The following is a 24,924-nucleotide window of genomic DNA, read 5'->3' as shown; positions in this document are numbered from 1 at the left end:
GTAGGGTCCGCAGCTCGTATCCGATCTCCGACCGCGCGCTCAGCTCGCGACCCTCACGGCCGTTTGTGGAAACGGACCGAGGGCCTTCTCGGTCAGCACCGAGTCGCAATATTCCCGGATCTCCTTGATCTTGCCGTCCTCGAGCCGAAACACGAGACAATAGTCGTTGTCGTAGCGCACGCCTTCGGGCGTGACGTTGTCGCCCTTCGCTTCAACGACGACGATATCGCCGTCCGCGATAAAGCGGTGGGCGACCGTCCGCGTCCGGTCGACAAGGCGGGTCCGCACATAGGCGTGCAGGTCGTTGAGGATCGCCTGTTTGCCCGAAAAGGTGCGCGACCAGGAGTACTGGCCGGTCACGATCCACTTGGCGTCGTCGGCAAGACTATCGGTGAACAAGGCGCGGTCGCGCGCAGCCGGATCGGGGCTGGCGGCGGCTGCAAAGATATCCTGCATCAGTTTCTTGTTTGCGCTCGCGCTCATGGCGGCATCTCCTTTGTGAGAACACGCAAATTATCGCCGCCGGTGCTAAATTCTTCAAATCGATAGTTGATATGATATCTATTCACCTCATGAATTTGAACTCGCTCGACCTCAATCTCCTGACCGCGCTCGACGCGCTGCTGCGCGAGGCCAGCGTCAGCCGTGCCGCCTTGCGGATCGGTCTGTCGCAGCCGGCGGCAAGTCATGCACTCCAGCGTCTGCGCGACATCTTCGGGGATCCGCTCTTGGTGCGCACAGGCGCGCGGATGGAGCTGACGCCGCGGGCGCAAGCGCTACGCGCACCGCTGGCTCAGGCTCTCGATCAGGTGCGCGGGCTCTTCCTATCGGATGAATTTGATGCGGCGCGCAGCGAGCGGCAATTCCGCCTGATGATGCCGGATCTCGCAGTCGAGCTGTTGATGCCGCCCTTGATGGAAAAGGTGACACGCCTTGCGCCCAACGTCCGCATCGACGTGGTGCCGTGGCGGGGACCGGCGATCTTCCACGCCGAGTTCGCCCGCACCATCGATCTGGTGATTTCGATCGGCAACGCTTTCAAGGGCTTTCACCGCCAGCTGCTCTACACCGACAGCGACGGACTGGCGGTGCGGCGCGGCCACCCCACGACCACGAAGCTGAAGCGGCGCGAGACGTTCCTGGCCGCACGCCATGTCGGCGTGATCATCCGCGGCCAGCCGGAGGACCTCATCGACACCTGGCTGCGCACCAAGGGCATCGACCGGCACATCGCTCTCGTCGTCCCGGGTTATCTCGAAGCGCTGCACGTCGTCGCCCGCACCGACCTCGTCGCCTTCGTGCCGCGCCGGCTGATCGCGGCGCTGTCCAAGCAGCTCGGCCTCGTCACGGTGACGCCGCCGCTCGACCCCGGGATCGACGAGCAGTTCATGTTCTACCCGACCCGCGCACAGATGGACCCTGGCTCGATCTGGCTCAGGCGACTGATGCTGGAGACGGGACGGGAATTGGAGAAGAAAGGGCTCGCTGGATAGGATGCAATTTCAAAGCAAATGGTGTCGTCCCGGACAAGCGCAGCGAAGCGGAGCGCCGATCCGGGACCCATAACCACAGGACGTGGTTTGGCGAAGACTCGCGATTGTCAGCTTGCGTCACAACTTCTCCCTGTGGTTATGGGTCCCGGGTCTGCGCTGACGCTTGCCCGGGACGACAGGGGAATATGTTGCCGCGCTCCTACGCCTTCTGCGCGTCCATCACCTTGCGCACGGCAGGGCGATCGGACATGCGCTTGAAATGATCGGCGATCTTCGGCGTCGCGTTGATGTCGACGCTGTCGCCTTCGAGCCAGGTCGACAGGGTGTAGAGATAAGGATCGCAGATCGTGTATTGCTCGCCCATCACCCAGGGTCCCTTGTACATCTTCTGCTCGATCAGGGCGAAGCAGGCGCCCATGGTCTTCGGGATCATCGCCTTCATGTCGGCGAACGAGCTCTCTTCGCTCGCCCAGCGCGCGCCGCGCATCTTGTGGGCATGGTTGATGTGCACGGTCGAGCAGAGATAGGAGTTGAACGACTGCACCTGGGCGAAGTCAAAGGGATCGTCGAGCGGCGCCAGCTTCGCCTTGGGAAAGGTCTGGGCGAGATAGGCCAGCATCGCCGGGGTCTCGGTCAGGACGCCGCGATCGGTCACCAGCGCGGGCACGCGGCCTTTTGGGTTGATCGCGAGGTACTCCGCGCTGTTTTGCTGGTTGGTCTTGAAGCTCAGCCGCTCCGCCGCGTAGTCGGCGCCGGCTTCTTCCAGGGTGATGTAGGTGGCGAGCGCGCAGGTGCCGGTGGCGTAGTAGAGCTTGAGCATGTCGGACCTCATGGGAAAGCCGGAAGGTAACGGCTGAGGGCCCCGAGGTCCATAGCACAGCGTTCTCTAGCGCTCATGCTCTTCGCAGTTGCCCACCGGCGCCCCGCTGTGCCAAGACGCCCTGAGTTGGAGGGGCTTTCCCATGACCGTACTCATCGCCGGTGGCGGCATCGGTGGGCTGACGCTTGCGCTCAGCCTGCACGGAATCGGCATTCCCGTAAAAGTGTTCGAGAGCGTCGCCGAACTGCGGCCGCTCGGTGTCGGCATCAATGTGCTGCCGCATGCGGTTCGGGAGCTGATCGAGCTCGGGCTGATGGACAAGCTCGATGCCGCCGGCGTGCGCACCCGTGAGCTTGCCTATTTCTCCAAGCACGGCAAGCCGATCTGGAGCGAGCCGCGCGGGCTGGAGGCCGGCTATAAATGGCCGCAGTTTTCGATCCATCGCGGCACGCTCCAGCAATTGCTGCTCGACACCGCGATCGAGCGCCTCGGCCGCGACAACATCCTCACCAGCCATCATCTGACCGGCTGGAGCGAAACCGCCGCCGGCGTGCGCGCCGATTTCATCGACAAGGCCACCGGGAAGGCCGCGGGGACCTACGACGGCACGATCCTGATCGCCGCTGACGGCATCCATTCCGCCGCGCGAGAAAAACTCTATCCCAACGAAGGCCCGCCGATCTGGAACGGCCGCATCCTCTGGCGCGGCGTCACGCCCGCAAAAGCCTTCCTCAGCGGCCGCACCATGATCATGGCCGGCCACGAGATCCTGAAATTCGTCTGCTATCCGATCTCGAAGGCGCCGGACGCCGCGGGCAACCATCTGATCAACTGGGTTGCCGAGCGCCACATGCCGCCGACCTATCAATGGCGGCGCGAAGACTATAACCGCACCGCGCGGCTGGAGGAGTTTCTGCCCTGGTTCGAGAGCTGGCAGTTCGACTGGCTCGACGTGCCCGGCCTGATCAAGAACTGCCCGCATGCCTATGAATATCCGCTGGTCGATCGCGATCCGGTGTCACAATGGACTTTCGGCCGCGTCACGCTGATGGGCGACGCCGCACATCCGATGTACCCGATCGGATCCAACGGCGCCTCGCAGGCAATCCTCGATGCCCGCACCATCACCCGCGAGATCCTGGCGCACGGCCCGACGCAAGCGGCCCTGCTGGCCTATGAGGCCGAGCGGCGGCCCGCAACCACCAGTCTCGTCCTGCTCAACCGCAAGAACGGCCCCGAGCAGGTGATGCAGCTGGTCGAGGAGCGCGCGCCGGATGGCTACAAGGTCGTCACTGACGTGCTGTCGCAACAGGAGCTGGAGGATGTTGCCGCCAACTACAAGCGCGTTGCCGGCTTCCAGGTGGAAGCGCTGAATGCGAAGCCGCCGATCGTGAGCGCAGACGCGCGCGCGAGGGTGTAAGTGTGTGGCGCGAACCGAGATGCGCATTGATGCGCCCTCGCCCCTTGTGGGAGAGGGCAGCGACGCCGGTGGACGCAAGCTCACTTGGGTGAGGGGTCTGTCTTCGCGAGTCTAACTCTCATTTGACCTCGCCGAGAGATACCCCTCATCCGGCGCTTCGCGCCACCTTCTCCCGCAAGGGGAGAAGGGGTAGCGCCTACGCGGCAGCTATTTGCCCACCACCCTCGCCGCTTCGAGCAGCCGCTCGCTCGCGGTCGCCGTCGCCAGCAGCGTGCCGTCCTCTGCCATCAGCCTGGCCTCGACGAATGCAATCGTCCTGCCGAGCTGCGTCACCTTGGCCTCGCCGATGATCGGTCCGGGCTTCGCGGGCGCGAGGAAATTCACGGTCATGCTGATGGTGGTGGTGTAGAGCCGGCCCTCGCTCATCACCAGCACGGCGGGGCCCATCGTGTCGTCGAGCATGGCCGAGAGCATGCCGCCCTGGATGAAGCCGGCCGGATTGCAGAACTCCGGCTTGCCGTCGAAGGCGAGCTTGATCCAGCCTTCCCCGGGACGGGCGTCGAGCAAGCGCCATCCGAGCAGCTCGGCACAAGGCGGCCTGGGAAAATTGTCGAGCGCGGTCTTGATCATGCGAGCCTCCGTTGCCGGCCACAGCTAACGCAGCCCTGCTGCCAGCATGTTGTCAGCAGGATGGGCAGCTAGGGGTCCAATCCACGCGCAATCACCTTGCGCATGACGTTGGGCAATGCTTCGTCGGCGAGAGTGGCAATGGGCACCCAGCGCATGCCCGCGGGTGCCCGCGTCCGCGCTTCCGCCCTGCCCGTGTAGACCACGAGCTCCAGCGGAAAATGCGTGAAGACGTGGGTGACCACGCCTGCCTTGCGGTGCCAGCGCGACAGCCCCTTCAGCGCGGGCGCCTGCTGTTTTGCCTTGGCGTCTTCCTGCCCGGCAAGCCAATCCGATCCCGGTACCTCGGTCATGCCGCCGAGCAGACCCTTTTCGGGACGGCTGCGGACGAGAAGCTCGTCGCCGCGTGTGACAACGAAGGCGGCGCCGCGCCGTAGTGCGCCGCTCTTCTTCGGGGCCTTGCGGGGAAACGTTTCCTGCGTTCCCAGCCTACGCGCCGTGCAGTCCTCGTTCAGCGGGCATAGCGAGCAGGCCGGCTTTTTCGGCGTGCAGATCGAGGCCCCCACATCCATCAGCGCCTGCGCGCTATCACCGGCGCGAGAATCGGCGAGCAGCGTCGCAGCCAACTCCTGAATCAGCGGCTTGGCCTGCGGGAGCTCTTCTTCAACTGCAAAGAGCCGCGAGACCACGCGTTCGATATTGCCGTCGACCGGCATGGTGCGGCGGTCGAACGCAATCGCCGCGATCGCTGCCGCCGTATAGGGCCCGATGCCCGGCAGCGCGCGCAGGCCCAGTTCGGTGTCGGGAAAGGTGCCGCCATGCTCGCGCGTCACCGCGACCGCGCAGGCACGGAGATTACGCGCGCGAGAATAATAGCCGAGCCCCGCCCACATCCGCAGCACGTCGTCCTGCGAGGCCCGTCCCAGCGCGGTGACATCCGGCCAGCGCGCGACGAATTTTTCGAAATAGGGCCCGACCGCCTTCACCGTGGTCTGCTGGAGCATGATCTCGGACAGCCAGACGCGGTAAGGGTCGGATGCCGCGCCGGGCGCAGCGCGCCAGGGCAATCGGCGGCGGTGACGGTCGTACCAGTCGAGCAGCGAGAGCGGGCGCGACGAGGTCTCCGGCTGAACTGGTTCCGATTTCGCCTTGAGGGCGGATTTGGGGCTCATGTTCGCACTGTAACGGCAATGCACCGATCTCTCCACGTCATGCCCACGCTTGTCGCGGGCGTCCACGTCTTTCTTCGCGGCCAAGAGCTTGTCTTCGCGGCCAAGAGCCTGTGGCCGACGCTCCGGAGTGCTATAAAGTCCCATGTCCAAGCTTCGCCCCATCAAACCCGGTCCCATCAGCGCCAAGCCGCTGTCGCTCCTGCTCAACGACGTCTTTGCCGAGGCCTATGCCAAGCAGGGATTTGCCGCGCGCGAGCTGGTGACGCGGTGGGCGCAGATTGCAGGGCCGGAGATCGCGGCCCATGCCGAGCCGCTGAAGATGCAATGGCCGCGGCCGGTCGAGGGTCAGCCGCAGGAGCCGGCCACGCTGGTGCTGCGGGTCGAGGGGCCGATGGCGCTGGAGATCCAGCACTCCGCCGATGTGATCCTGCAGCGGGTCAACCGCTTCTTCGGCTGGAGCGCGGTCGGCAAGCTGGCCTTCCGCCAGGCACCGCTGTCGCGCGCTCGCCGGCCGACCCGGCCCAGCCCGCCGGACGCCAAATCGGTGGCCGAGGTGGCTGAGAGCCTGGGCGACATCGAAGATGAACAATTGAAGTCGGCGCTGGCGCGCCTCGGGGCTGCCATCAAGCGAAATTGAGCCTTATTCTGCGGTCAAACTGGACCTGTCCTTGCCGCTCGCCATTGCCTCAAACGACGTTTCAAGCTAGCGACAGGCCGTCTGAATGGGAATTTCAGGCGAGACCACGCCAATCCGGGAGCCGACCTTGATCATCACCCGCCGCGCCTTCACGTCGATGCTGTCGCTGACCGGGCTTGCCGCGCTCGCCGGGTTCTCGCCGCTGCGGTTCATCTCCGATGCCATGATCCCTGAAGCAATGGCGCAGGCGGCGCCTGGCGACGTGGCCAAGCCGGTGTCGCTGCCCGACATGGCGCTGGGCCCGAAGGACGCCGCCGTCACCATCACCGAATACGCCTCGATGACCTGCCCGCATTGCGCGGCCTTCAACGAGCAGGTGTTTCCCAAGATCAAGTCGGAATACATCGACACCGGCAAGGTGCGTTATATCTTCCGCGAGTTCCCGCTCGACATCAAAGCCGCCGCCGGCTCGATGCTGTCGCGCTGCATCGCCAATGGCGACGCCCCGAAATACTTTGCCGTCACCGACATGCTGTTCCGCCAGCAGAACGACTGGGTGATGAAGAACACCACGGAGACCCTGACGCGGATCGGCAAGCAGGCCGGTCTCACCCAGCAGCAGGTCGAGGCCTGCCTGAAGGACCAGGCGCTGCTCGACAAGATCGCCGCCGACCAGAAATATGCCAGCGACGTTCTGAAGGTCGATTCGACGCCGACGTTCTTCGTCAACGGCGAGAAGATCAAGGGCGAGACCTCGTTCGAGGAATTCGCCAAGAAGATCAATCCGCTGCTCAAGAGCTGATTCGCACGGCACAATCCTGATTCGCATCTCGATAGCCGTATCTTTCCCGGCATAAATCCCTTGGGAAAAACGGCTTTCGCCGGTTGCCCTCGCGGCGCACCGCGGCCATTGTCCGACCGCATGAGGCGCCCTCGCGCGACTCGCCCGGATAGCGACACTGCCTTCCATGGTATTGTCCCGGCAGGGGGATTCGCGCCTGCCAACAGAGATGCGTGCTTATGAAAATCACCCGCCTGCGCCTCCACGGCTTCAAGTCCTTCGTTGAGGCCACCGACTTCGTCATTGAGCCCGGCCTGACCGGCGTGGTCGGCCCCAACGGCTGCGGCAAGTCGAATCTCGTCGAGGCACTGCGCTGGGCAATGGGCGAGACCTCCTACAAGTCGTTGCGCGCCGCTGACATGGACGCGGTGATCTTCGCCGGCTCCGGCAATCGTCCCGCGCGCAACCACGCCGAAGTGACGATGACGATCGACAATTCCGATCGCACCGCGCCGGCGGCGATGAACGACAGCCAGCTTCTGGAAATTTCCCGCCGCATCGAGCGCGAGGCCGGCTCGGTCTACCGCATCAACGGTCGCGACGTGCGCGCCCGCGACGTGCAGATTCTATTCGCCGACGCCGCCACCGGCGCGCGCTCGCCCGCCCTCGTCCACCAGGGCAAGATCGGCGAAATCATTCAGGCCAAGCCCGAGCAGCGCCGCCGCGTGCTGGAAGACGCCGCCGGCGTCGCCGGCCTGCACGCCCGCCGCCACGAAGCCGAGCTGCGGCTCAAGGCGGCCGAAACCAACCTCACCCGCGTCGAGGACGTGATCGGCCAGCTCGCCGGGCAGATGGAAGGCCTGAAGAAGCAGGCCCGCCAGGCCGTGCGCTATCGCGAGGTCGCGGCCAAGGTCCGCAAGGCGGAAGCCACCCTGTTCCACCTGCGCTGGATCGGCGCCCATGCGGACGTCAACGAGTCCGGCCAGACCCACGATCTTGCGGTCCGTGAGATGGCCGAGCGTACCCAGCACCAGGCCGAGGCCGCTCGCATCCAGGCGATTCGCGCCGCCGAAATGCCGGCGCTGCGCGATGCCGAAGCGCGCGCCGCGGCGGGGCTGCAGCGCCTGACCAACGCCCGCGAGCTGCTCGATCGCGAGGAAGAGCGCGCCAAGGAGCGCGTCGCGGAACTCGAGCGGCGCCTCGCACAGTTCGAAGGCGACATCTCGCGCGCCCAGCAGCAGACCATGGACGCCGATGTCGCGCTGCAGCGCCTCGACGCCGAAGATGCCGAGCTGAAGGAAGAGATCAAGTCGCGCGTCGAGAAGCGCTCCGGCGTCGATGAGCGTGTCGCCGAAGCCGAGGCGGTGCTGACCGAAACCGAGCAGCAGTTCGCCGAGCTCACCACCGCGCTCGCCGACCTCACCGCCAAGCGCAATCAACTCGAAGCCAACGTTCGAACCCACCGCGACAAGCTCGCCCGGCTCGACCAGGAGATTTCGAACGTCGCGGCGGAAGAGCACAAGCTCACCGAGGAGACCGGCGGCTTCGGCGATCTCGACGAGCTGACCGCGACCGTCGAGAACGCCGAGCAGACGCTGGCAGCCTCGGAAGCCGCGGCTCAGGCCAGCGAAGCCGCGCACGTCGTCGCGCGGCAGACGCTGGAATCCTCGCGCTCGCCGCTCGTCGAAGCCGACAAGCGCGTGCAGCGGCTCGATACCGAGGCGCGCACGATCTCCAAGATCCTCAACGGCGAGACCAAGAATCTGTGGCCGCCGATCATCGACGGCATCACCGTCGACAAGGGATTCGAAAAGGCGATCGGCGCAGCGCTTGGCGACGATCTCGACGCCCCGGTCGATCCGTCCGCGCCGATGCGCTGGACCAATGCCGGCGTCACCGACGGCGATCCGGAACTGCCCGAAGGCGTCGTGCCTCTCGCCAACCACGTTCAGGCCCCGGCCGAGCTGACCCGCCGCCTAGCGCAGATCGGCGTGGTGCCGCGCGAGCGCGGCGCCGAGCTGGTCTCGCAGCTCAAGACCGGCCAGCGGCTGGTCTCGCCCGAAGGCGACGTCTGGCGCTGGGACGGTTTTGTCGCAGCCGCCCACGCGCCGACCGGCGCAGCACGGCGGCTTGCCGAGCGCGCCCGCCTCATCGACATCGAGAACGAGCTGGAGCAGGCCCGCATCGACGCGCAGATCAAGCGTCAGGCGCTGGAGAACGCCGAAGCCGAGCTGCAGATGGCCGCCAGCACCGAAGGTGCGAGCCGCGAAGCTTGGCGTGCCGCGCAGCGCGAGCTCAACGTCGCGCGCGAGCGCCATGCCACGGTCGAGCGCGAGATCAGCCGCCACGCCGCGCGCAAGGCGACGCTGTCGGAAGCGCACAGCCGTCTGGCCGCCGACCGCGCCGAGGCCGAAGCCGCCTACGAATACGCCGAAGCCGGGATCTCCGAGCTGCCGTCGAGCGAGGACACCGAAACCCGTCTCGCCGCCGTCCGCAGCGACATCGAAGGCCATCGCCGCATGGCCGCCCAGGTCCGCGCCGAGGCACAGGCGCTGGCGCGCGAGGCCGAGCTGGCCGACCGCCGCGTGCAGGCGATCCTCGCCGAACGCACCGAGTGGCAGAACCGCAAGGAGAGCGCAGCCTCCCACATCGACACAATCCAGACCCGCATCACCGAAGTCTCGATCGAGCGCAGCGATCTCGAGAACGCGCCGGCGGTGTTCGCGGAGAAGCGCAGCGCGCTGATCACCGAGATCGAATACGCCGAAAACGACCGCCGCATGGCTGCCGATGCGCTCGCCAGCGCGGAGACCGCGATGGCCGAAACCGATCGCGTCGCGAAGCTGACGCTCGAGGCGCTATCGAGTTCCCGCGAGGCCACCGCCCGCGCCGAGGAGCGCATGCAAGGCGCGCGGCGCCGGCTCGAGGACATCGAGCGCGAAATCCGCGACATGCTCGAGGTCGAACCGCAGGCCGTTGCCGGCCTCGCCGAGATCGAACCCGGCACGGAGCTGCCGCCGCTGCACGACATCGAGGAAGACCTCGAAAAAATGCGCCGCGATCGCGAGCGGCTGGGCGCGGTCAATTTGCGCGCCGAGGAAGAGCTGCGCGAGGTCGAAACCCAGCACAACGGCCTGGTCACCGAGCGCGACGACCTCGTCGAGGCCATCAAGCGGCTGCGCCAGGGCATCCAGAGCCTCAACAAGGAGGCGCGCGAGCGGCTCCTGACCTCGTTCGAGGTCGTCAACAACCACTTCAAGCGCCTGTTCGTCGAGCTGTTCGGTGGCGGCGAAGCCGCGCTGCATCTGATCGAGAGCGATGATCCGCTCGAAGCCGGTCTCGAAATCATCGCCAAGCCGCCGGGCAAGAAGCCGCAGACGCTGTCGCTGCTCTCCGGCGGTGAACAGGCGCTGACCGCGATGGCGCTGATCTTCGCGGTGTTCCTCACCAATCCCTCGCCGATCTGCGTGCTGGACGAAGTCGACGCGCCGCTCGACGACCATAACGTCGAGCGGTACTGCAACTTGCTGCACGAGATGACTGCCTCGACCGACACGCGCTTCATCATCATCACCCACAACCCGATCACGATGGCGCGGATGAACCGCCTGTTCGGCGTCACCATGGCCGAACGCGGCGTCTCGCAACTGGTGTCGGTGAACCTGCAAGAGGCGGTGGACATTCTCGACCAGAACGTGGCGTGATTTTTTGGGCGTCATTCCGGGGCGATGCGCAGCATCGAACCCGGAATCTCGCGCCACCATTTCGAGATTCCGGGTTCGCGCTACACGCGCCCGGAATGACGACGAATTAAGATGATCTCGCCCACGCTTCCCGCTGAGCTAAAGGCGGCCCTCGACGGCAAGCTCCAGGGGTTCTCGCGCACCGACGCTGCGCAGCGATCGCAGGAAATCTCGACCAGCTATCGCGCAGGCGGCGGCTCCGGCACGATCAAGTCGGAGGCCGACGCGCTCGCCTATGCGCTCGCACGCATGCCGGCGACCTACGCGGCGGTGGCAGCAAGCCTGAATGCGCTGGCCGAGATCGCACCGGACCTCGCTCCGGAAACGCTGCTCGACGTCGGCGCGGGTCCGGGCACCGCGAGCTGGGCCGCGGCCGAGGCGTTTCCCTCGCTGCAGGATTTCACCCTGCTCGATGCCAACGCCACCCTGAGCCGTCTCGCGCTCGAACTGGCCCGCGACAGCACCCGTCTGGCGGATTGCCGCTATCTGCCGGGCGATGCCGGCGCGAACCTCGCCGAGGTCTCCCCAGCCGATCTCGTCGTCGCGAGTTATGTCATCGGCGAGCTCAGTGAAGGCGATCAACGCAAGCTCGCGGAAATGATGTGGGCGAAAGCGCGCCACGCGCTGGTCGTGATCGAGCCCGGCACGCCCGCCGGCTACGCGCGCATCCTCGCGTTGCGCCACCAACTGATCGCGGCCGGCGCCTATGTCGCCGCACCCTGCCCGCACGAAAAGCCGTGTCCGCTGACGACGCCCGACTGGTGCCATTTCTCCCAGCGCCTGCCGCGCTCGCAGGCTCATCGCCAGATCAAGGGCGCCGAGGTACCGTTCGAGGACGAACGATTCATCTATGTGGCGCTGACCCGTACGCCGCCTGCAACCCGCGCCGCGCGCGTGCTGGCGCCGCCGGACGTCAGCAAGGCCGAGATCACGGCCAAGGTCTGCAGCGAGCAAGGCGTCGAACTCGCCAAGGTCCCGCGCCGCGACAAGGCCGCCTATGCAAGCGCCCGCCGCTGGCGCTGGGGTGATGCCGTCCTGTCTGAAAGTTAACCTCCTCCGGCGCTTTCGCCTTGAACTCGGATAGTCCCTCATCCGACCAAATCCTACCTCCCTTCTGCGCCGGGGCTCTCGCTCCGCGCCAATTTGGTCTAGGCTGCGCCCGCCTTCTTCCCCCTTCAGGAGTTCTCCATGTCGACCGGCTGGATCGTCCTCGGCGTTATCGTCGTCCTCGTGTTCTTTGCCTTCGCCGCCTACAACCGGCTGGTGGCGCTGGGCCAGCGCGTCGGCCAGGCCTTTGCCGACATCGACGTGCAGCTCAAGCAGCGCCACGACCTGATCCCGAACCTTGTCGAGACCGTGAAGGGCTACGCATCGCATGAGCGCGGCACGCTCGACGACGTCATCAAGGCGCGTAATTCGGCGATGTCGGCGCAGGGACCGGCGCAGGTGTCCGCGGCCGAGAACCAGCTCTCGGGCGCGCTCGGCCGACTGATTGCGCTGTCGGAGGCCTATCCCGACCTCAAGGCCAACGCCAATTTCCAGCAACTCGCCAGCGAGCTGTCCGACCTCGAGAACAAGATCGCGGCCAGCCGCCGCTTCTTCAACAGCGCGGTCCAGGAATACAACACCGGCATCCAGCAGATGCCGGCCGCCTTGTTCGCCGGCATGTTCGGCTTCACCAAAAAGGACTTCTTCGATCTCGGTGCCAGCCGCTCCGAGGTCGAAGCCACGCCGCAGGTGAAGTTCTGAGTTGAGCCGATAGGCCGGCAGGGCATCGCGTCATGGCCGCGTATGGTCTCTACACGCACATCGCCTCGAACAAGTTTCGTTCGATGCTCCTGCTCGCCGGCCTGTTCGCGCTGGTCTATGTGCTGGTCTACGCCGGCGCGCTGATCGCCGAAGTCGTCATCAACGGCGACGAGACTGTCGTCCATTATCTGAGACGCGCCTTCTATGACCTGAAAGTCGCCGCACCGGTTGCGACCCTCGTGGCAGCGGCCTGGATCGCGATCGCTTATTTCTTCCACCAGTCGATGATCGATGCGGTGACCGGCGGCCACGACGTCACCCGGCAGGAGGAGCCGCGGCTCTATAATCTGCTCGAAAATCTCTGCATCTCGCGCGGCATCACGATGCCGAAGCTGAAGATCATGGAGAGCCCGGCGCTGAACGCGTTCGCGACCGGCCTCAACCCGCGGCAATATTCGATCACCGTTACCACCGGTCTCCTCAATGCGCTGAACGACAACGAGATCGAGGCCGTGCTGGGCCACGAGCTGACCCACATCAAGAACGGCGACGTGCAGCTCATGGTGGTCGCCGTCATCATCGCAGGCGTGGTCGGCTTCTTCGGCGAACTGTTCTTCCGCCTGTTCACGAATTTCAGCTGGAGCTCCGGCTCCGGCGGCTCGTGGTCGTCAGGCTCCTCCTCGTCGTCACGATCATCCTCGTCGTCGAGTGACAGCAAGAGTTCCGGCGGCGGCGCGGTGATCGTCATCATCATTGCGATCGTGCTGATCGTGGTGGCCTGGCTGTTGTCGCAGGTGGTGAAGCTCGCGCTGTCGCGCTCGCGGGAATATCTCGCGGACGCGGGCTCCGTCGAGTTGACGAAAAACCCGGACGCCATGATCTCGGCCCTGCGCAAGATCGAGAACCGCGGCGAGCTGCCGGGCGCAACCTCGGCGGTGATGGAGCTCTGCGTCGACAATCCGCGCGAGGGTTTTGCCGATTTGTTCGCGACCCACCCCTCGGTGCAGTCCCGGGTCGACGCGCTGGTCAAGTTCGCCGGCGGCCATGATCCTGGCCCGCTGCCGTCTCCCGCCGACGAGGCCGAGGAGCCAGACACGCAAGCCGATCGGCAGGACACCCCACCGCCGCTGCGTCAGGGTCCCTGGAACGACGCCAGCGGCGCGACCAGTCCGCCGCCCGTGCCCGCACCCAGCCCCGCCGGAACCGCCACCAGCAACCCGATAGGTCCTTGGGGCCGCCATTGAGCGTGATTTGACGCCACGCGCGGCAGGCCTCGTCGCGATTGGGAAAAACCTCGGGAATTGCCGTAACTGGGGCCTGCGGAATTGAATTCTCCCTTGTTTCTGCCATGTTCGCGCCCAACAGCAGGCATGGGACATCCTCGGGACATCCTTGGGACATCGATTTGGGGCCCGGCCGATTGCGACTTCGCGATCGGGGGCGCGCGTTAGGGGACAGCAATGGCAAAGCCGGCAGTGGTTGTGGTGGGCGCGGACAAGGGCGGGGTCGGCAAGACCACGGTGTCGCGGACCTTGCTCGATTATTTTTCCGCCAACAACGTGCCGACGCGCGCCTTCGACACCGAGTCGCCGCGCGGAACCCTGAAGCGCTTCCACCCTGACATCACCGAGATCGTCGACATGACGACGACGTCGGATCAGATGAAGATCTTCGATACGCTGAACGCGACGAGCCCGTCGGTCACCGTGATCGACGTCCGCGCCGGTCTGCTGTCGCCGGCGCTCGCCTCCTTGCGCGACATCGGCTTCCTCGATGCCGCCAAGGCCGGCCAGATCACCTTTGCCGTGTTCCACATCCTCGGACCCTCAATCGCCTCTCTGGACGAAATCGCCGAGACCGCAGGCTTCATGACCGGTGCCAAATACTTCCTGGTGAAGAACTTCATCAACGACACCCAGTTCTTCCAATGGGACCAGGCGACCTATAATTCCTACTTCCACCGCATCAAGGATGCGACCGAGCTGACCATCCCCAAGCTCAACGAAATGGCCTATGAGCAGGTCGAAGTTTCCTCCGTCCCGTTCCTGAAATTCGTCGCCAACAAGGGCATCAACGACGAGGCCGCGAACTATTCGTTCGTGCTGCGCGGGTATGTCCGGCATTGGTTGGCGAACGTCTGGAGCGAATTCGACCGGATCCGGCTGACCGACATCGTCGGCTCCAAGCCCGTCACCCGCAACAGCGAAAAATAGTTGCGCAAGCCGGGCGGATACGGCTGGATTGGTCGCCGAGTTCGACTGATATAGCTATCGATGCCCGCGACGCCCCTCTACATCATTTGCTCGCCCCGCCCGCAGGTCGGCAAGACCCTGCTGGCGCGGCTTTTGAGCGAATTTTTGCTGCTCAAGAACGGCAACGTCGTGGCCTTCGACGTCAACCTGAAGGAGCCGTCGCTGCTCGACTATCTGCCAAAGATCACCGAGACCGCCGACGTGATCGACACCTATGGCAAGATGCAACTGATGGATCGCGTCATCGTCGATGACGGGGTGGCCAAGGTGATCGACCTCGGCTTCCACGCCTTTGACGAGTTCTTCAAGATGACCGAAGAGATCGGCCTGTTGAAAGAGGCGGCGCGCCGCCACGTCGCGCCGATGATCCTGTTCGTCGCCGACACCGACCGCGTCTCGGCCCGCGCGCACGAGATGCTGCGCGAACAGATCCCGCGGATCAACCTGATCACCGTGGACAACGAGCACATCGTGCGCGGCGAGCTGCCGGCCGCGATGGCCGGCGGCCGGCTGCTGCGCCTGCCGGCGTTGCCCGGCTTCCTGAAGACCTATATCGGCCGCCTGAATTTCTCCTTCACCGGCTATCTGCGCCAGGAGAAGGATGCCTCGACCGAGCTGCACCAGTGGACCCGGCGCAACTATCTCGCCTTCCGCGAGCTCGAGCTCAGCCTGATCCTGCAACGGTCCTGAATATTTTACCCGGATAATATTGACGCCGAGCGGTCCTGCGGTTACTGAGCCCACGCACCAGCGTTCCTCAGCAAGGACCTCACCGTGACCATCGACCGGAAAGCAGCGATCGCCGCCTACAGGGAGCGGAAGACCGTTGCAGGCATCTACGTCATCCGCTGCGCGGCCTCGGGCGAGGCCTGGATCGGCCAAGCGCCGAATCTCGAGACAATCCAGAACCGCATCTGGTTCTCGCTGCGCCAGGGTAGCCACACCTGCCGTAGTCTCCAGGCTGCGTGGAACACGCATGGCGAGGCAGGCCTGACGTTTGGTGAATGTGAGCGTCTGGAGGATGAGGAGACCGCCTATGTCAGGAATGCGCTGCTCAAAGAGCGCATGCTGCATTGGCTGTCGAAGCTGAAGGCGGAGCCGATCTGAACGTCGCCAGCGGCGCCGTTGCCGCTCAGTGCCCCTCGAACGTCATCAGCGTGCGCACCGGCACGTCCATCGCGCGCAGCTTGGCCGCGCCGCCGAGATCGGGCAGGTCGATGATGAAGCAGGCGGCAACGACATTGGCGCCGATCTGGCGCAGCAATTTCACCGCGCCTTCCGCGGTGCCGCCGGTGGCGATGAGGTCGTCGACCAGGATCACGCGCTCGCCGGGCTGGATGGCGTCGACATGCATCTCCATCTCGTCGATGCCGTATTCGAGAGAGTAAGCGATGCGCACGGTGGTATGCGGCAGCTTGCCCTTTTTCCGGATCGGCACGAAGCCGGCCGAAACCTGGTGCGCCACCGCGCCGCCGATGATGAAGCCGCGCGCCTCCATGCCGGCGACCTTGTCGATCTTGTTGCCGGCCCAGGGATTGACGAGTTCGTCGACCGCGCGGCGGAACGCACGCGCATCTGCGAGCAGCGTGGTGATGTCGCGGAACAAGATCCCGGGTTTCGGGTAGTCCGGGATGGTGCGGACGCTTGCCTTCAGATCGTGGTCAAAAGTCATGGTGCCTCTCAATCAGCGCGCGCATCCAAACGGAACGCGTTCTCGACAATTCGTAAGCCCACCTCGCCACTCAGCGACATCAGCGATTCCGGATGGAATTGCACGCCGGCGACCGGCAGGGTCTTGTGCTCGAGCGCCATGGCGACGCCGTCCTCGGTGCTGGCGGTGACGGATAGCACCTCCGGCATGCTGTCGCGCTCGACATAGAGCGAGTGATAGCGGCCGATCACGATCTCTTTCGGCAGATTGCGCATCAGCCGCCCGCCGCGCACCTGCACCCGCGAGGGCCGGCCGTGGGCGGGATGCGTGAGCTGCCCGAGCTCGCCGCCGAAATATTCGCCGATCGCCTGGACGCCGAGACAGACGCCGAACACCGGCAGCTTGTTCTCCAGCGCCGCGTCGATGGTCTTCTTGATCCCAAAATCCTCAGGCCTGCCAGGGCCGGGCGACAGCACCAGCAAATCCCACCGCTTCTGCTTGAGCATGTCGAGCGCATGCACATGACGGACCACGGTGACGTCGGCGCCGACCTGGCGGAAGTAATCGGCCAGCATATGCACAAAGCTGTCGTCATGGTCGATCAGCAGCACCCGCTTGCCGCTTCCGGTCGCATCGGGCGCAAAGGCCGACAGCGGCTTCGGCGGATCACCGCGCAAGGCCTGGAATAAAGCGGCAGCTTTGACCTGGCATTCGCGGTCCTCGGCGGCGGGATCGGAGTCGAACAAACAGGTGGCGCCGACACGCACTTCCGCGAGGCCTTCCTTCATCCGGATGGTGCGGATGGTGAGGCCGGTGTTGATGCTGCCGTCGAAATTCACCGCCCCGATCGCGCCCGCATACCAGCGGCGGGGCGAGCGCTCGTGATCCTCGACGAACTGCATCGCCCAGAGTTTTGGCGCGCCGGTGACGGTGACGGCCCAGGCATGGGTGAGGAACGCATCGAGCGCATCGAAGCCGGGGCGCAGCATGCCTTCGACATGGTCGACGGTGTGGAAGAGTTTTGAATAGGTCTCGATCTGCCGGCGCGCCAGCACCTTGATCGTGCCGGGGACGCAGACGCGCGCCTTGTCGTTGCGGTCGACGTCAGTGCACATGTTGAGCTCGAACTCGTCCTTCTCGGAGTTCAGGAGCTGGCGGATCTGCTCGGCATCGCCGATCGCATCGGTACCGCGCGCGATCGTACCCGAGATCGGGCAGGTCTCGACCCGGCGTCCGTCCGAGCGCACGAACATTTCCGGAGAGGCCGAGACGAGAAATTCACCCTCGCCAAGATTCATCAGCGCGCCGTACGGCGACGGGTTGATGACGCAGAGCCGCTGGAACACTTCGGCCGGCGAGCGGTCGCAGGGCTCGGCGAAGAGCTGCCCCGGCACCGCCTCGAACAGATCGCCGCGCGCAAAGGCGGCGCGCGCGGTCTCGACCGTGGCCTGATATTCGCCGGGCGCGTGATCGGCAAAACCCTGGCGCGGCGTCTTGAGGTATGGGCTCTCGGCGGTCTCGTGCGGCAGGCCCGCGGTGGACTTGCCCTTCCACGCGAAATCGTAAGTGAGCACGACGCCGCGGCCGGTAGCGCGGTCATAGGCGAGCAGGCGGTCGGGGACATAGAGCACGATGTCGCGCTGGTCGCTCTCCCGCGCGCGCTTCTGCACGAGGTCCTCGATCTGGAACACGAGATCGTAGGCGAAGGCGCCGAACAGGCCGAGCGACCCGTCGTCATTGGCGGAGAAGGCGGCGACGAGATCGCGCACCAGCGACATCACGCTGGCGCGCCGCGTGCGCTGGTCTTCGTCGATCGGAGCTTCGCCGCGGATGATATGACCGGCAAGGCGCGTGGGCGTTGTCTCGGAGATCACGACGCAGGGCTCGCGCAAGACGTCGGCGAGGAAGGCGATCAGCACCTCCCCGCGCGCGTTCAGCGCTTCCAGCTTGAAATTGACGCCAGTGGTCTCGAGCTTGAGCGGCGGATCGGAGAAGCCGAGGTCAAAGCTTTCGTAGCGGCCGGGCACGGTCGTACCCGACGACAGCACCACGCCGCGGCGACGGTCGAGCAGGCTGACGAGATCGTCGAGCCGGTTGGCGCCGCCGGAAAACTGTTCCGCCACGCGCGTGATCGCGAGCCCCGCGCGGGTCACATAGTCGCTTCGAGCCGGAAGGGCAAAGACGGTCCTGTTCATGGGGTCCTCTTACGAAACTTGTCGAGGGAACGCCACACAGGACAAACGATCAGGCCGCCGCACTGCGTGGGCGACCTCAGACGATTTTTGGAGAATAAATCGCACCGGCCACCTCTCAGGAGGTGCGCCACCAAAGACGGGATGGGCGGACGGCGGTGCTCATTGGCGGATACTCATCATGGCGCGGGAACGGCGTCAAGAGCCGCTGGGCAGGCTCGACCGGCAAAATGGCGCAAATCGCAACGAGGATTATCGCCGGTCTTGCAGGCTGGCGCGCCCCACGGCCGCGTCTGCGGCATGACGCTCGATTTCGTCTCGCATGACCGTGAGCACGAGCTCGCCGTCAGATCCGATGACCTGGGCGCGATCGCCAAAGGTTTCGACTAAAACGCTGGTCTCTCCTGTGACCGCACACCAAGTGGCTCGATCGTCGTTCACGCTCAGGGCCGTGATCGCCGCGGCGGGATCCAGACCCAACTTCCGCAACAGCAGGTCGGTCGCTTCGGCCGCAAAGTTCTGCTCGGCAATTCTCAAGAAATTCTGGATCGTGTCAGTCCCGACAGTCGACAGCCGCGCGCCCACTATCGTAGGGGGCGTCGCAAGTTCATAAAGTCGTCCACCCGCCTCGTCAAAGACGCATAGCCGCGAGCCCTTGTTGGTCCTTACGCCGAACGCCGTGCATTGCTGCCCCTCCACATCCGTGTCGAATCCTGGAAGCACCATGACCTTGAGCTCTGGGTCAGGCCTCACCGCCCCGCAGGCCGCCGCGACCGTGATCTGCAAGTCGTCAGTCATCTGGAAGCTGATGTGGCGAACGCTTTGCCAGATCCGGCGGTGGGACAGATGCGGGTTAAGCTGCGCAAGCCGCTCGATTTCAGAAGAATATTGCTCCTGCGCGACGGCGTGCAATTCGGGCCAGCTCGCGATCCATCGGGCCGCGAGTGGTATCATTGGTTGCTCTCGTTCTACCGCATAGAAGCGCTTATCAAGCGCGCTGAGCGCCGCGGCGCGGTTTTCGAATCCGGTCTGCAGCGCAGCCTCGTCGGGATGTGCCTCTACCCAGGCGATCATCTCCTGCAAGATCTGGTGTTGCGCGCTCGCTCCCATCGCCTGCAATCCAGCGAGTGCATCGCCGGACGTCGTTGGGAGCATCGCGAGCCCTGTGTTGCCGATGAACTGGCTGTGACCGCCGTTGCAGACCTGAGCGAGATAGTAGTCGGCATGATAGGCCTGTATGGCCACGGCCGGGAGCTCACCTCTCGTGTAGACGCCGACGTGCTGAATTTGGCTGACATAGTCGACCACAGCGCAGGTTAGATAATCGGCCTTCTCGGGATCCCGAGCCGCTTCCAGCGCTTTGCGCGGCACCACAATCTTGGTCAAGCGGCCATCCACAATCATCGTGCTCTCCAGCAGGCGGAAACCCCTGTGACTGCACTCTATGATTGCGGTGATTGATTTTCAATCGTGGCGCGGCAGTAGCGCTGATCGCGGTCCGTCGGCGACCAGCCTACCCGAGATGCTTCCGGAAAAACTCCGTCGCCCTGCCCCAGGCGAGCTCGGCGGCTTCACGGTCGTGGACGGCCTGGCGTTGCTCGTTGACGAAGGCGTGCTCGGCGTCATAGCGGAACAGCTCCAGCGACTTGCCGGCGGCCTTCATGGCCTTTTCGAAGCCATTGACCAGCTCAGGCGTGCACCAATCGTCCTTGTTGGCGAAATGGGCCTGGAGCGGGATCTTGACGTCGGCGGGCTTGGCTGCCTGCTCGGGCGGAATGCCGTAGAACACCACGCCGGCCGCGAGCTCCGGCACATGCACCGCGCCGATGATGGTGACGGCGCCACCGAGGCAGAAGCCGGTCAGGCCGACCTTGGCGCCGTTGCGTGACAGATATTGCGTGGCGCCGCGCACAGTCTGCGTGGTGGCGTCCATGAAATCGAGCGAGTTCATCTCTTTGCCGGCCGCGTCAGTGTCGTGATACGGCACCACCTTGCCCTTGTAGAGATCGGGCGCCAGAGCATCGAAACCGGCGAGCGCGAAGCGGTCGCACAGGCCCTTGATCTGGTCCGACAGGCCCCACCATTCCTGGATGACCACCACGCCAGGCGCGTTGCCGCGTGCGGCATTGGCGAGATAGCCCGATGCGTCCTTGCCGTCCGGGCGCTTGAAGGTGATGGCGGTTCCCATGGTGTCCTCCGACGAGTTTTTGGGGCGGTTCGCGGCATTTTGGCGTTTGAGCGGGCGATAGGCAATCGCGCCTGACAACACACTCTCGTGCCCAACAAAAAAGCCCCCTTGCGGGGGCCTTTTCATTCTCGCCTCGGGCCGCTCAGTGCGAGTCGGCCCAGACCTTCTTTTTGGTGAAGTACATCAGGCCGGCGAAGATGATCAGGAAGATGAAGACCTGGAAACCGAGGCGCTTGCGCGCTTCCATGTGCGGTTCGGCGGTCCACATCAGGAACGTGGTGACGTCCTTGGAATACTGCGCGATCGTGGTCGGCGAGCCGTCGTCATAGGTGACCTGGCCGTCGCTGAGCGGCTTCGGCATCTTGATGGCGTGGCCCGGGAAATACTTGTTGTAGTAGGAGCCCTCGGGGAGGGTCACGCCTTCGGGCGCCTTGTCCTCAAAGCCCTGGAGCAACGCCGAGACGTAGTCCGGGCCCTGCTCCTGATACTGGGTGAAGAAGTCGACGATGAACATCGGGAAGCCGCGACCGTAGGAACGCGCCTTGGTGATCAGCGACAGATCCGGCGGCGCCGCGCCACCATTCGCCGCACGCGCGGCCTGCTCGTTCGGGAATGGCGAGGGGAAATAATCCGCCGGCCGGCCCGCGCGTTCGAACATGTCACCCGCATCGTTCGGACCATCCTTGACCTTGTAGTCGGAGGCGAAGGCTGCAGCCTGCGCGACCGAATAGCCGGGACCGCCGGCTTCCGCGAGATTGCGGAAGGCGACGTAGGACAGGCCATGGCAGTTGGCGCAGACTTCCTTGTAAACCTTCAGGCCGCGCTGCAATGCGCCGCGGTCGTATTTGCCGAACGGACCGGCGAACGACCATTTGTTGCCCGGCGGCTTGTCGCTGCCTTCGGAGGCACGCGCGCTGTCGGCGGAGCCCGCAAACAACGCGCCCGCCAGCGCAAGCACGATCGCGCTCGACACCATCGGCGTCGACCTGCTCCCGGTTTTGGCCAGGACGGCATCCGAGATCGAGTTCGGCACCGGCCGCGGCTTCTCGATGCGCGAGAGCAGCGGCAGCACGATCAGGAAGTAGGCGAAGTAGCAGAACGTCAGGACCCGGCCGGCGATCACATAGATGCCTTCCGGCGGCTGCGCGCCGAGATAGCCGAGCAGGATGCAGACCGCGACGAAGATCCAGAAGAATTGCTTGGCCAGCGGACGGTACTTCGACGATTTCGTCCTGGCGGCATCGAGCCAGGGCAGGAAGCACAGGATGATGATCGCCGAGAACATCCCGATCACGCCCGCGAGCTTGTTCGGGATCGAACGCAGGATTGCGTAGAACGGCAGGTAATACCATTCCGGCACGATGTGCGGCGGCGTCACGCCCGGGTTCGCCGGAATGTAATTGTCGGCGTCGCCGAGGTAGTTCGGCATGTAGAAGATGAACCAGGCGTAGAGCAGCATGAAGCAGGAGACGCCGAACATGTCCTTGATGGTCGCATGCGGCGTGAACGGAACCGTATCCTTTTCCGTCTTGGGCTCGACGCCATCAGGGTTGTTCTGGCCGGAGACATGCAGCGCCCAGACGTGGAGCACGACGACGCCCGCGATCAGGAACGGCAAGAGATAGTGCAGCGAGAAGAAGCGGTTCAGCGTCGGATTGCCGACCGAATAGCCGCCCCATAAGAGCGTCACGATGCTCTCGCCGACATAGGGGATGGCGGAGAACAGATTGGTGATGACGGTGGCGCCCCAGAAGCTCATCTGTCCCCATGGCAGCACGTAGCCCATGAAGCCGGTCGCCATCATCAGGAGGTAGATGATGACGCCGAGGATCCACAGCACTTCGCGCGGCTCCTTGTAGGAGCCGTAATAGAGGCCGCGCAGCATGTGGACGTAGACGGCGACGAAGAACATCGAGGCGCCGACGGCATGCATGTTGCGCAGCAGCCAGCCGTAATTGACGTCACGAACCAGAAGCTCGACGGACTTGAAGGCGAGGTCGGCATGCGGCGTGTAGTGCATCGCCAGGATCACGCCGGTCAGGATCTGGATCCCCAGCATGAAGGAGAGGATGGCGCCGAAGGTCCACCAATAGTTCAGGTTGCGCGGGGTCGGATAGACCACGAAGGAGGAGTGCATGAGGCCGAGGATCGGCAGACGTCGCTCGATCCATTGCAGGGCCGGATTGCTCGGCTGGTAGTCGGATGGTCCGCTCATGATGCGATCCTGAGGAAATAATACGACGAGACGGCGCGAAGCTTCGGACGAGGCCCGAAGCTCAGCCGATCTGAATTTTGGTGTCGGAAACGAACTGGTACGGCGGCACCGGCAGGTTCGCGGGCGCGGGCCCCTGGCGGATGCGGCCGGACGAATCGTACTGCGAACCATGGCAGGGGCAGAAGAACCCGTCGTAATTGCCTTCATGGGCGATCGGGATGCAGCCGAGATGGGTGCAGATGCCGATCACGACCAGCCACTGCTCATGGCCGGACTTGACCCGGGCCTCGTCGGACTGCGGATCGGGCAGGCTCGCCACGTTGACGGCGCGCGCCTCGTCGATCTGCTTCTTGGTGCGGTGGCTGATGTAGATCGGCTTGCCGCGCCAGAACACCTTGATGTCCTGCCCCTCGGCGACCGGGCTGAGATCGACCTCGATCGGCGCACCGGCGGCGATGGTCGACGCATCAGGATTCATTTGGGAGATAAAGGGCCAGAGCGCAGCTGCGCCCCCTACTGCTGCAGCTGCCCCCGTTGCAACGAATAAGAAATCACGGCGTGTCGGATGGTCCGCCGAAGACGCTGTCGTCACGATTCCAACCCTTTCTTCTTATGCAGCCGGCGGAACCGCTCCAGGAGCCCCCAAGGTCCCCAGAACAGTCTGCCGGCGCCCGCGGCCCCCCGCGGCGGCAGAACTTCACGTGCCCCCACCAAAACAAGGCGAAAACAGCAGTCCAGAATCGTTCTATTGGCACCCTTGCCGGGCGAGCGCAAGCCCGCTATCGGCGCGGGAGCGTGCAATGCACGAATTCCGCGGCCAGCGATGTTTTATTGAGACATTTCCGGCCCGCACCGAACCCGGCACAGCCCATGCAGATAGCGCTTTTCCAACCCGACATCCCCCAGAACACCGGCACGATTCTCAGGCTCTGCGCTTGCCTGGGCGTGGCCGCCCATATCATCGAACCGGCGGGATTCCCCGTCTCCGACCGGCATTTCCGCCGGGCGGGAATGGATTACCTCGATCAGGTCAGCATCGTCAGGCACGACTCCTGGGCGAAATTCGAGCAATGGCGCGCGGCGCAGGGCGCCCGCCTGCTGCTGTTCACCACCAAAGGCGCGACCGATTACCGCGATTTCCGTTACCAGACGGCGGACATCCTGCTATTCGGGCGCGAGAGCGCCGGCGTCACCGAGGCGGTGGTCGACGCCGCGGACGCGCGGCTGGTGATCCCGATCGCTCCGGGGCTGCGGTCGCTCAATGTCGCCATGACCGCGGCGATGGCCGCAGGCGAAGCGCTGCGGCAGCTCCGGAACCCGCAAGTTTGATAATGTTGAGGAGAGACGGTTGAGTTACGCGGTCAAGGAAATCTTCCTGACACTGCAAGGCGAAGGCGCCCATGCCGGGCGCGCGTCCGTATTTTGCCGTTTTGCCGGCTGCAACCTCTGGAGCGGGCGCGAGGTGGACCGCAGCGAGGCCACCTGCAAATTCTGCGACACCGATTTCGTCGGCATCGACGGCACGCTCGGCGGGCGCTATGCTTCGGCCGCGGAACTCGCCGGCACAATCGCGGCGCAATGGACGGCCTCCACCGACAACCGTTACGTGGTGCTCACCGGCGGCGAGCCGCTGCTCCAGGTCGATACCGCGCTGGTCGACGCGCTCCATGCACGCGGCTTCGAGATCGGGGTCGAGACCAACGGCACCATCGCCCCGCCCGAGGGGCTCGACTGGATCTGCGTCAGCCCGAAGGGCGGCAGCGATCTGGTGGTCCGGCGTGGCCACGAGCTGAAGCTGGTCTATCCGCAGCCGCTCGCCATGCCGGAGGCCTTCGCGGATCTCGCCTTCGAGCGCTTCTCGCTGCAGCCGATGGACGGGCCCGAGGTCGCCCAAAACACCGCGGGCGCCATCGACTATTGCCTCAATCATCCGCAATGGCGGCTCAGCGTGCAGACGCATAAATCGCTCGGTATCAGATAGGAT

23 protein-coding genes are annotated in these 24,924 nt (G+C 64.8%); 13 read left to right on the top strand and 10 right to left on the bottom strand.

Features of this window, described 5'->3' with window-relative positions:
- Positions 1–39: 39 nt before the first annotated feature.
- A complete protein-coding gene (locus tag AC0L27_RS15620) occupies positions 40–483 on the bottom strand; it encodes a nuclear transport factor 2 family protein (RefSeq protein WP_354057238.1) in 444 nt (147 codons plus the stop codon).
- Positions 484–572: 89 nt separating this feature from the next.
- On the opposite strand from AC0L27_RS15620, the gene AC0L27_RS15615 reads away from it, so the two are divergent.
- The gene (locus tag AC0L27_RS15615; RefSeq protein WP_354209184.1) at positions 573–1,493 is read left to right on the top strand and encodes a LysR family transcriptional regulator; all 921 of its coding nucleotides are present in this window, start codon (positions 573–575) and stop codon (positions 1,491–1,493) included.
- Between the two features lie 199 nt (positions 1,494–1,692).
- On the opposite strand, the gene AC0L27_RS15610 is transcribed toward AC0L27_RS15615, so the two are convergent.
- Positions 1,693–2,313, bottom strand: a complete 621-nt coding sequence (locus AC0L27_RS15610) for a glutathione S-transferase family protein (protein ID WP_354209102.1) — start codon at positions 2,311–2,313, stop codon at positions 1,693–1,695.
- A gap of 142 nt (positions 2,314–2,455) precedes the next feature.
- Here AC0L27_RS15610 and AC0L27_RS15605 point away from each other — a divergent pair, with 142 nt between their 5' ends.
- Entirely contained in the window at positions 2,456–3,733 is a 1,278-nt protein-coding gene (locus AC0L27_RS15605; RefSeq protein WP_354209103.1) for a flavin-dependent oxidoreductase, read from the top strand.
- A 207-nt stretch (positions 3,734–3,940) separates the two neighbouring features.
- Here AC0L27_RS15605 and AC0L27_RS15600 read toward each other — a convergent pair whose 3' ends face one another.
- Positions 3,941–4,363, bottom strand: a complete 423-nt coding sequence (locus tag AC0L27_RS15600) for a PaaI family thioesterase (RefSeq protein ID WP_354209104.1) — start codon at positions 4,361–4,363, stop codon at positions 3,941–3,943.
- Between the two features lie 68 nt (positions 4,364–4,431).
- Positions 4,432–5,532, bottom strand: coding sequence for an A/G-specific adenine glycosylase (gene mutY / locus AC0L27_RS15595; protein ID WP_473319626.1), 1,101 nt, complete (start codon positions 5,530–5,532; stop codon positions 4,432–4,434).
- A gap of 142 nt (positions 5,533–5,674) precedes the next feature.
- On the opposite strand from mutY, the gene AC0L27_RS15590 reads away from it, so the two are divergent.
- From AC0L27_RS15590 to AC0L27_RS15550, 9 genes are all read left to right on the top strand, one after another.
- Positions 5,675–6,169, top strand: coding sequence for a DUF721 domain-containing protein (locus AC0L27_RS15590; protein WP_275171557.1), 495 nt, complete (start codon positions 5,675–5,677; stop codon positions 6,167–6,169).
- Between the two features lie 127 nt (positions 6,170–6,296).
- The gene (locus AC0L27_RS15585; RefSeq protein ID WP_354057564.1) at positions 6,297–6,971 is read left to right on the top strand and encodes a DsbA family protein; all 675 of its coding nucleotides are present in this window, start codon (positions 6,297–6,299) and stop codon (positions 6,969–6,971) included.
- 218 nt (positions 6,972–7,189) lie between these two features.
- Positions 7,190–10,654, top strand: coding sequence for a chromosome segregation protein SMC (gene smc, locus AC0L27_RS15580; protein WP_354209105.1), 3,465 nt, complete (start codon positions 7,190–7,192; stop codon positions 10,652–10,654).
- A 111-nt stretch (positions 10,655–10,765) separates the two neighbouring features.
- Entirely contained in the window at positions 10,766–11,743 is a 978-nt protein-coding gene (locus AC0L27_RS15575; RefSeq protein ID WP_354209106.1) for a small ribosomal subunit Rsm22 family protein, read from the top strand.
- Positions 11,744–11,881: 138 nt separating this feature from the next.
- Positions 11,882–12,442, top strand: a complete 561-nt coding sequence (locus AC0L27_RS15570; protein ID WP_007595027.1) for a LemA family protein — start codon at positions 11,882–11,884, stop codon at positions 12,440–12,442.
- 32 nt (positions 12,443–12,474) lie between these two features.
- On the top strand, positions 12,475–13,686 hold the full coding sequence (locus tag AC0L27_RS15565) for a M48 family metallopeptidase (protein ID WP_275171552.1): 1,212 nt from the start codon (positions 12,475–12,477) through the stop codon (positions 13,684–13,686).
- 216 nt (positions 13,687–13,902) lie between these two features.
- Positions 13,903–14,655, top strand: a complete 753-nt coding sequence (locus AC0L27_RS15560) for a P-loop NTPase family protein (protein ID WP_028134861.1) — start codon at positions 13,903–13,905, stop codon at positions 14,653–14,655.
- A gap of 60 nt (positions 14,656–14,715) precedes the next feature.
- On the top strand, positions 14,716–15,384 hold the full coding sequence (locus AC0L27_RS15555) for a hypothetical protein (RefSeq protein ID WP_354209108.1): 669 nt from the start codon (positions 14,716–14,718) through the stop codon (positions 15,382–15,384).
- An 84-nt stretch (positions 15,385–15,468) separates the two neighbouring features.
- On the top strand, positions 15,469–15,801 hold the full coding sequence (locus AC0L27_RS15550; protein ID WP_473319624.1) for a GIY-YIG nuclease family protein: 333 nt from the start codon (positions 15,469–15,471) through the stop codon (positions 15,799–15,801).
- A gap of 25 nt (positions 15,802–15,826) precedes the next feature.
- Here the strand turns inward: AC0L27_RS15550 and AC0L27_RS15545 are convergent, their stop codons facing one another.
- From AC0L27_RS15545 to petA, 6 genes are all read right to left on the bottom strand, one after another.
- On the bottom strand, positions 15,827–16,366 hold the full coding sequence (locus AC0L27_RS15545) for an adenine phosphoribosyltransferase (protein WP_007595035.1): 540 nt from the start codon (positions 16,364–16,366) through the stop codon (positions 15,827–15,829).
- An 8-nt stretch (positions 16,367–16,374) separates the two neighbouring features.
- Positions 16,375–18,540: an anthranilate synthase component I gene (locus AC0L27_RS15540; RefSeq protein ID WP_354057248.1), complete on the bottom strand. Its 2,166-nt coding sequence runs from the start codon at positions 18,538–18,540 to the stop codon at positions 16,375–16,377.
- 249 nt (positions 18,541–18,789) lie between these two features.
- Positions 18,790–19,941 (bottom strand): DMP19 family protein, encoded by a 1,152-nt coding sequence (locus tag AC0L27_RS15535; RefSeq protein ID WP_354209109.1) that lies wholly within the window; start codon positions 19,939–19,941, stop codon positions 18,790–18,792.
- A 109-nt stretch (positions 19,942–20,050) separates the two neighbouring features.
- Positions 20,051–20,725: a dienelactone hydrolase family protein gene (locus AC0L27_RS15530; protein WP_008134159.1), complete on the bottom strand. Its 675-nt coding sequence runs from the start codon at positions 20,723–20,725 to the stop codon at positions 20,051–20,053.
- Between the two features lie 142 nt (positions 20,726–20,867).
- Complete coding sequence (gene fbcH / locus AC0L27_RS15525; protein WP_275171541.1) at positions 20,868–22,940, bottom strand: cytochrome b/c1; 2,073 nt, start codon at positions 22,938–22,940, stop codon at positions 20,868–20,870.
- Positions 22,941–23,001: 61 nt separating this feature from the next.
- The gene (gene petA, locus AC0L27_RS15520) at positions 23,002–23,532 is read right to left on the bottom strand and encodes a ubiquinol-cytochrome c reductase iron-sulfur subunit (RefSeq protein WP_026232845.1); all 531 of its coding nucleotides are present in this window, start codon (positions 23,530–23,532) and stop codon (positions 23,002–23,004) included.
- 278 nt (positions 23,533–23,810) lie between these two features.
- On the opposite strand from petA, the gene AC0L27_RS15515 reads away from it, so the two are divergent.
- Together AC0L27_RS15515 and queE are read left to right on the top strand one after the other, a co-directional pair.
- Entirely contained in the window at positions 23,811–24,269 is a 459-nt protein-coding gene (locus AC0L27_RS15515; protein WP_354209186.1) for a tRNA (cytidine(34)-2'-O)-methyltransferase, read from the top strand.
- A gap of 19 nt (positions 24,270–24,288) precedes the next feature.
- The gene (queE, locus tag AC0L27_RS15510) at positions 24,289–24,921 is read left to right on the top strand and encodes a 7-carboxy-7-deazaguanine synthase (RefSeq protein ID WP_354209110.1); all 633 of its coding nucleotides are present in this window, start codon (positions 24,289–24,291) and stop codon (positions 24,919–24,921) included.
- The last annotated feature ends 3 nt before the right edge of the window (positions 24,922–24,924 follow it).

It is taken from the genome of Bradyrhizobium sp. Ken51 (genome assembly GCF_055807435.1).
The sequence above is the reverse complement of the archived record's forward strand: the minus strand, read 5'-3'. Positions and strand labels throughout refer to the sequence as shown.

What these genes read in the sequence shown, in the direction of transcription:
- AC0L27_RS15615 (WP_354209184.1), top strand. Translation starts at nt 573, where the DNA reads ATGAATTTGAACTCGCTCGACCTCAATCTCCTGACCGCGCTCGACGCG.
- AC0L27_RS15535 (WP_354209109.1), bottom strand. Translation starts at nt 19,941, where the DNA reads ATGATTGTGGATGGCCGCTTGACCAAGATTGTGGTGCCGCGCAAAGCG.
- AC0L27_RS15560 (WP_028134861.1), top strand. Translation starts at nt 13,903, where the DNA reads ATGGCAAAGCCGGCAGTGGTTGTGGTGGGCGCGGACAAGGGCGGGGTC.
- AC0L27_RS15590 (WP_275171557.1), top strand. Translation starts at nt 5,675, where the DNA reads ATGTCCAAGCTTCGCCCCATCAAACCCGGTCCCATCAGCGCCAAGCCG.
- AC0L27_RS15540 (WP_354057248.1), bottom strand. Translation starts at nt 18,540, where the DNA reads ATGAACAGGACCGTCTTTGCCCTTCCGGCTCGAAGCGACTATGTGACC.
- fbcH (WP_275171541.1), bottom strand. Translation starts at nt 22,940, where the DNA reads ATGAGCGGACCATCCGACTACCAGCCGAGCAATCCGGCCCTGCAATGG.
- AC0L27_RS15575 (WP_354209106.1), top strand. Translation starts at nt 10,766, where the DNA reads ATGATCTCGCCCACGCTTCCCGCTGAGCTAAAGGCGGCCCTCGACGGC.
- AC0L27_RS15555 (WP_354209108.1), top strand. Translation starts at nt 14,716, where the DNA reads ATGCCCGCGACGCCCCTCTACATCATTTGCTCGCCCCGCCCGCAGGTC.
- AC0L27_RS15545 (WP_007595035.1), bottom strand. Translation starts at nt 16,366, where the DNA reads ATGACTTTTGACCACGATCTGAAGGCAAGCGTCCGCACCATCCCGGAC.
- AC0L27_RS15515 (WP_354209186.1), top strand. Translation starts at nt 23,811, where the DNA reads ATGCAGATAGCGCTTTTCCAACCCGACATCCCCCAGAACACCGGCACG.
- AC0L27_RS15605 (WP_354209103.1), top strand. Translation starts at nt 2,456, where the DNA reads ATGACCGTACTCATCGCCGGTGGCGGCATCGGTGGGCTGACGCTTGCG.
- AC0L27_RS15565 (WP_275171552.1), top strand. Translation starts at nt 12,475, where the DNA reads ATGGCCGCGTATGGTCTCTACACGCACATCGCCTCGAACAAGTTTCGT.
- smc (WP_354209105.1), top strand. Translation starts at nt 7,190, where the DNA reads ATGAAAATCACCCGCCTGCGCCTCCACGGCTTCAAGTCCTTCGTTGAG.
- AC0L27_RS15530 (WP_008134159.1), bottom strand. Translation starts at nt 20,725, where the DNA reads ATGGGAACCGCCATCACCTTCAAGCGCCCGGACGGCAAGGACGCATCG.
- AC0L27_RS15600 (WP_354209104.1), bottom strand. Translation starts at nt 4,363, where the DNA reads ATGATCAAGACCGCGCTCGACAATTTTCCCAGGCCGCCTTGTGCCGAG.
- AC0L27_RS15570 (WP_007595027.1), top strand. Translation starts at nt 11,882, where the DNA reads ATGTCGACCGGCTGGATCGTCCTCGGCGTTATCGTCGTCCTCGTGTTC.
- mutY (WP_473319626.1), bottom strand. Translation starts at nt 5,532, where the DNA reads ATGAGCCCCAAATCCGCCCTCAAGGCGAAATCGGAACCAGTTCAGCCG.
- AC0L27_RS15610 (WP_354209102.1), bottom strand. Translation starts at nt 2,313, where the DNA reads ATGCTCAAGCTCTACTACGCCACCGGCACCTGCGCGCTCGCCACCTAC.
- AC0L27_RS15620 (WP_354057238.1), bottom strand. Translation starts at nt 483, where the DNA reads ATGAGCGCGAGCGCAAACAAGAAACTGATGCAGGATATCTTTGCAGCC.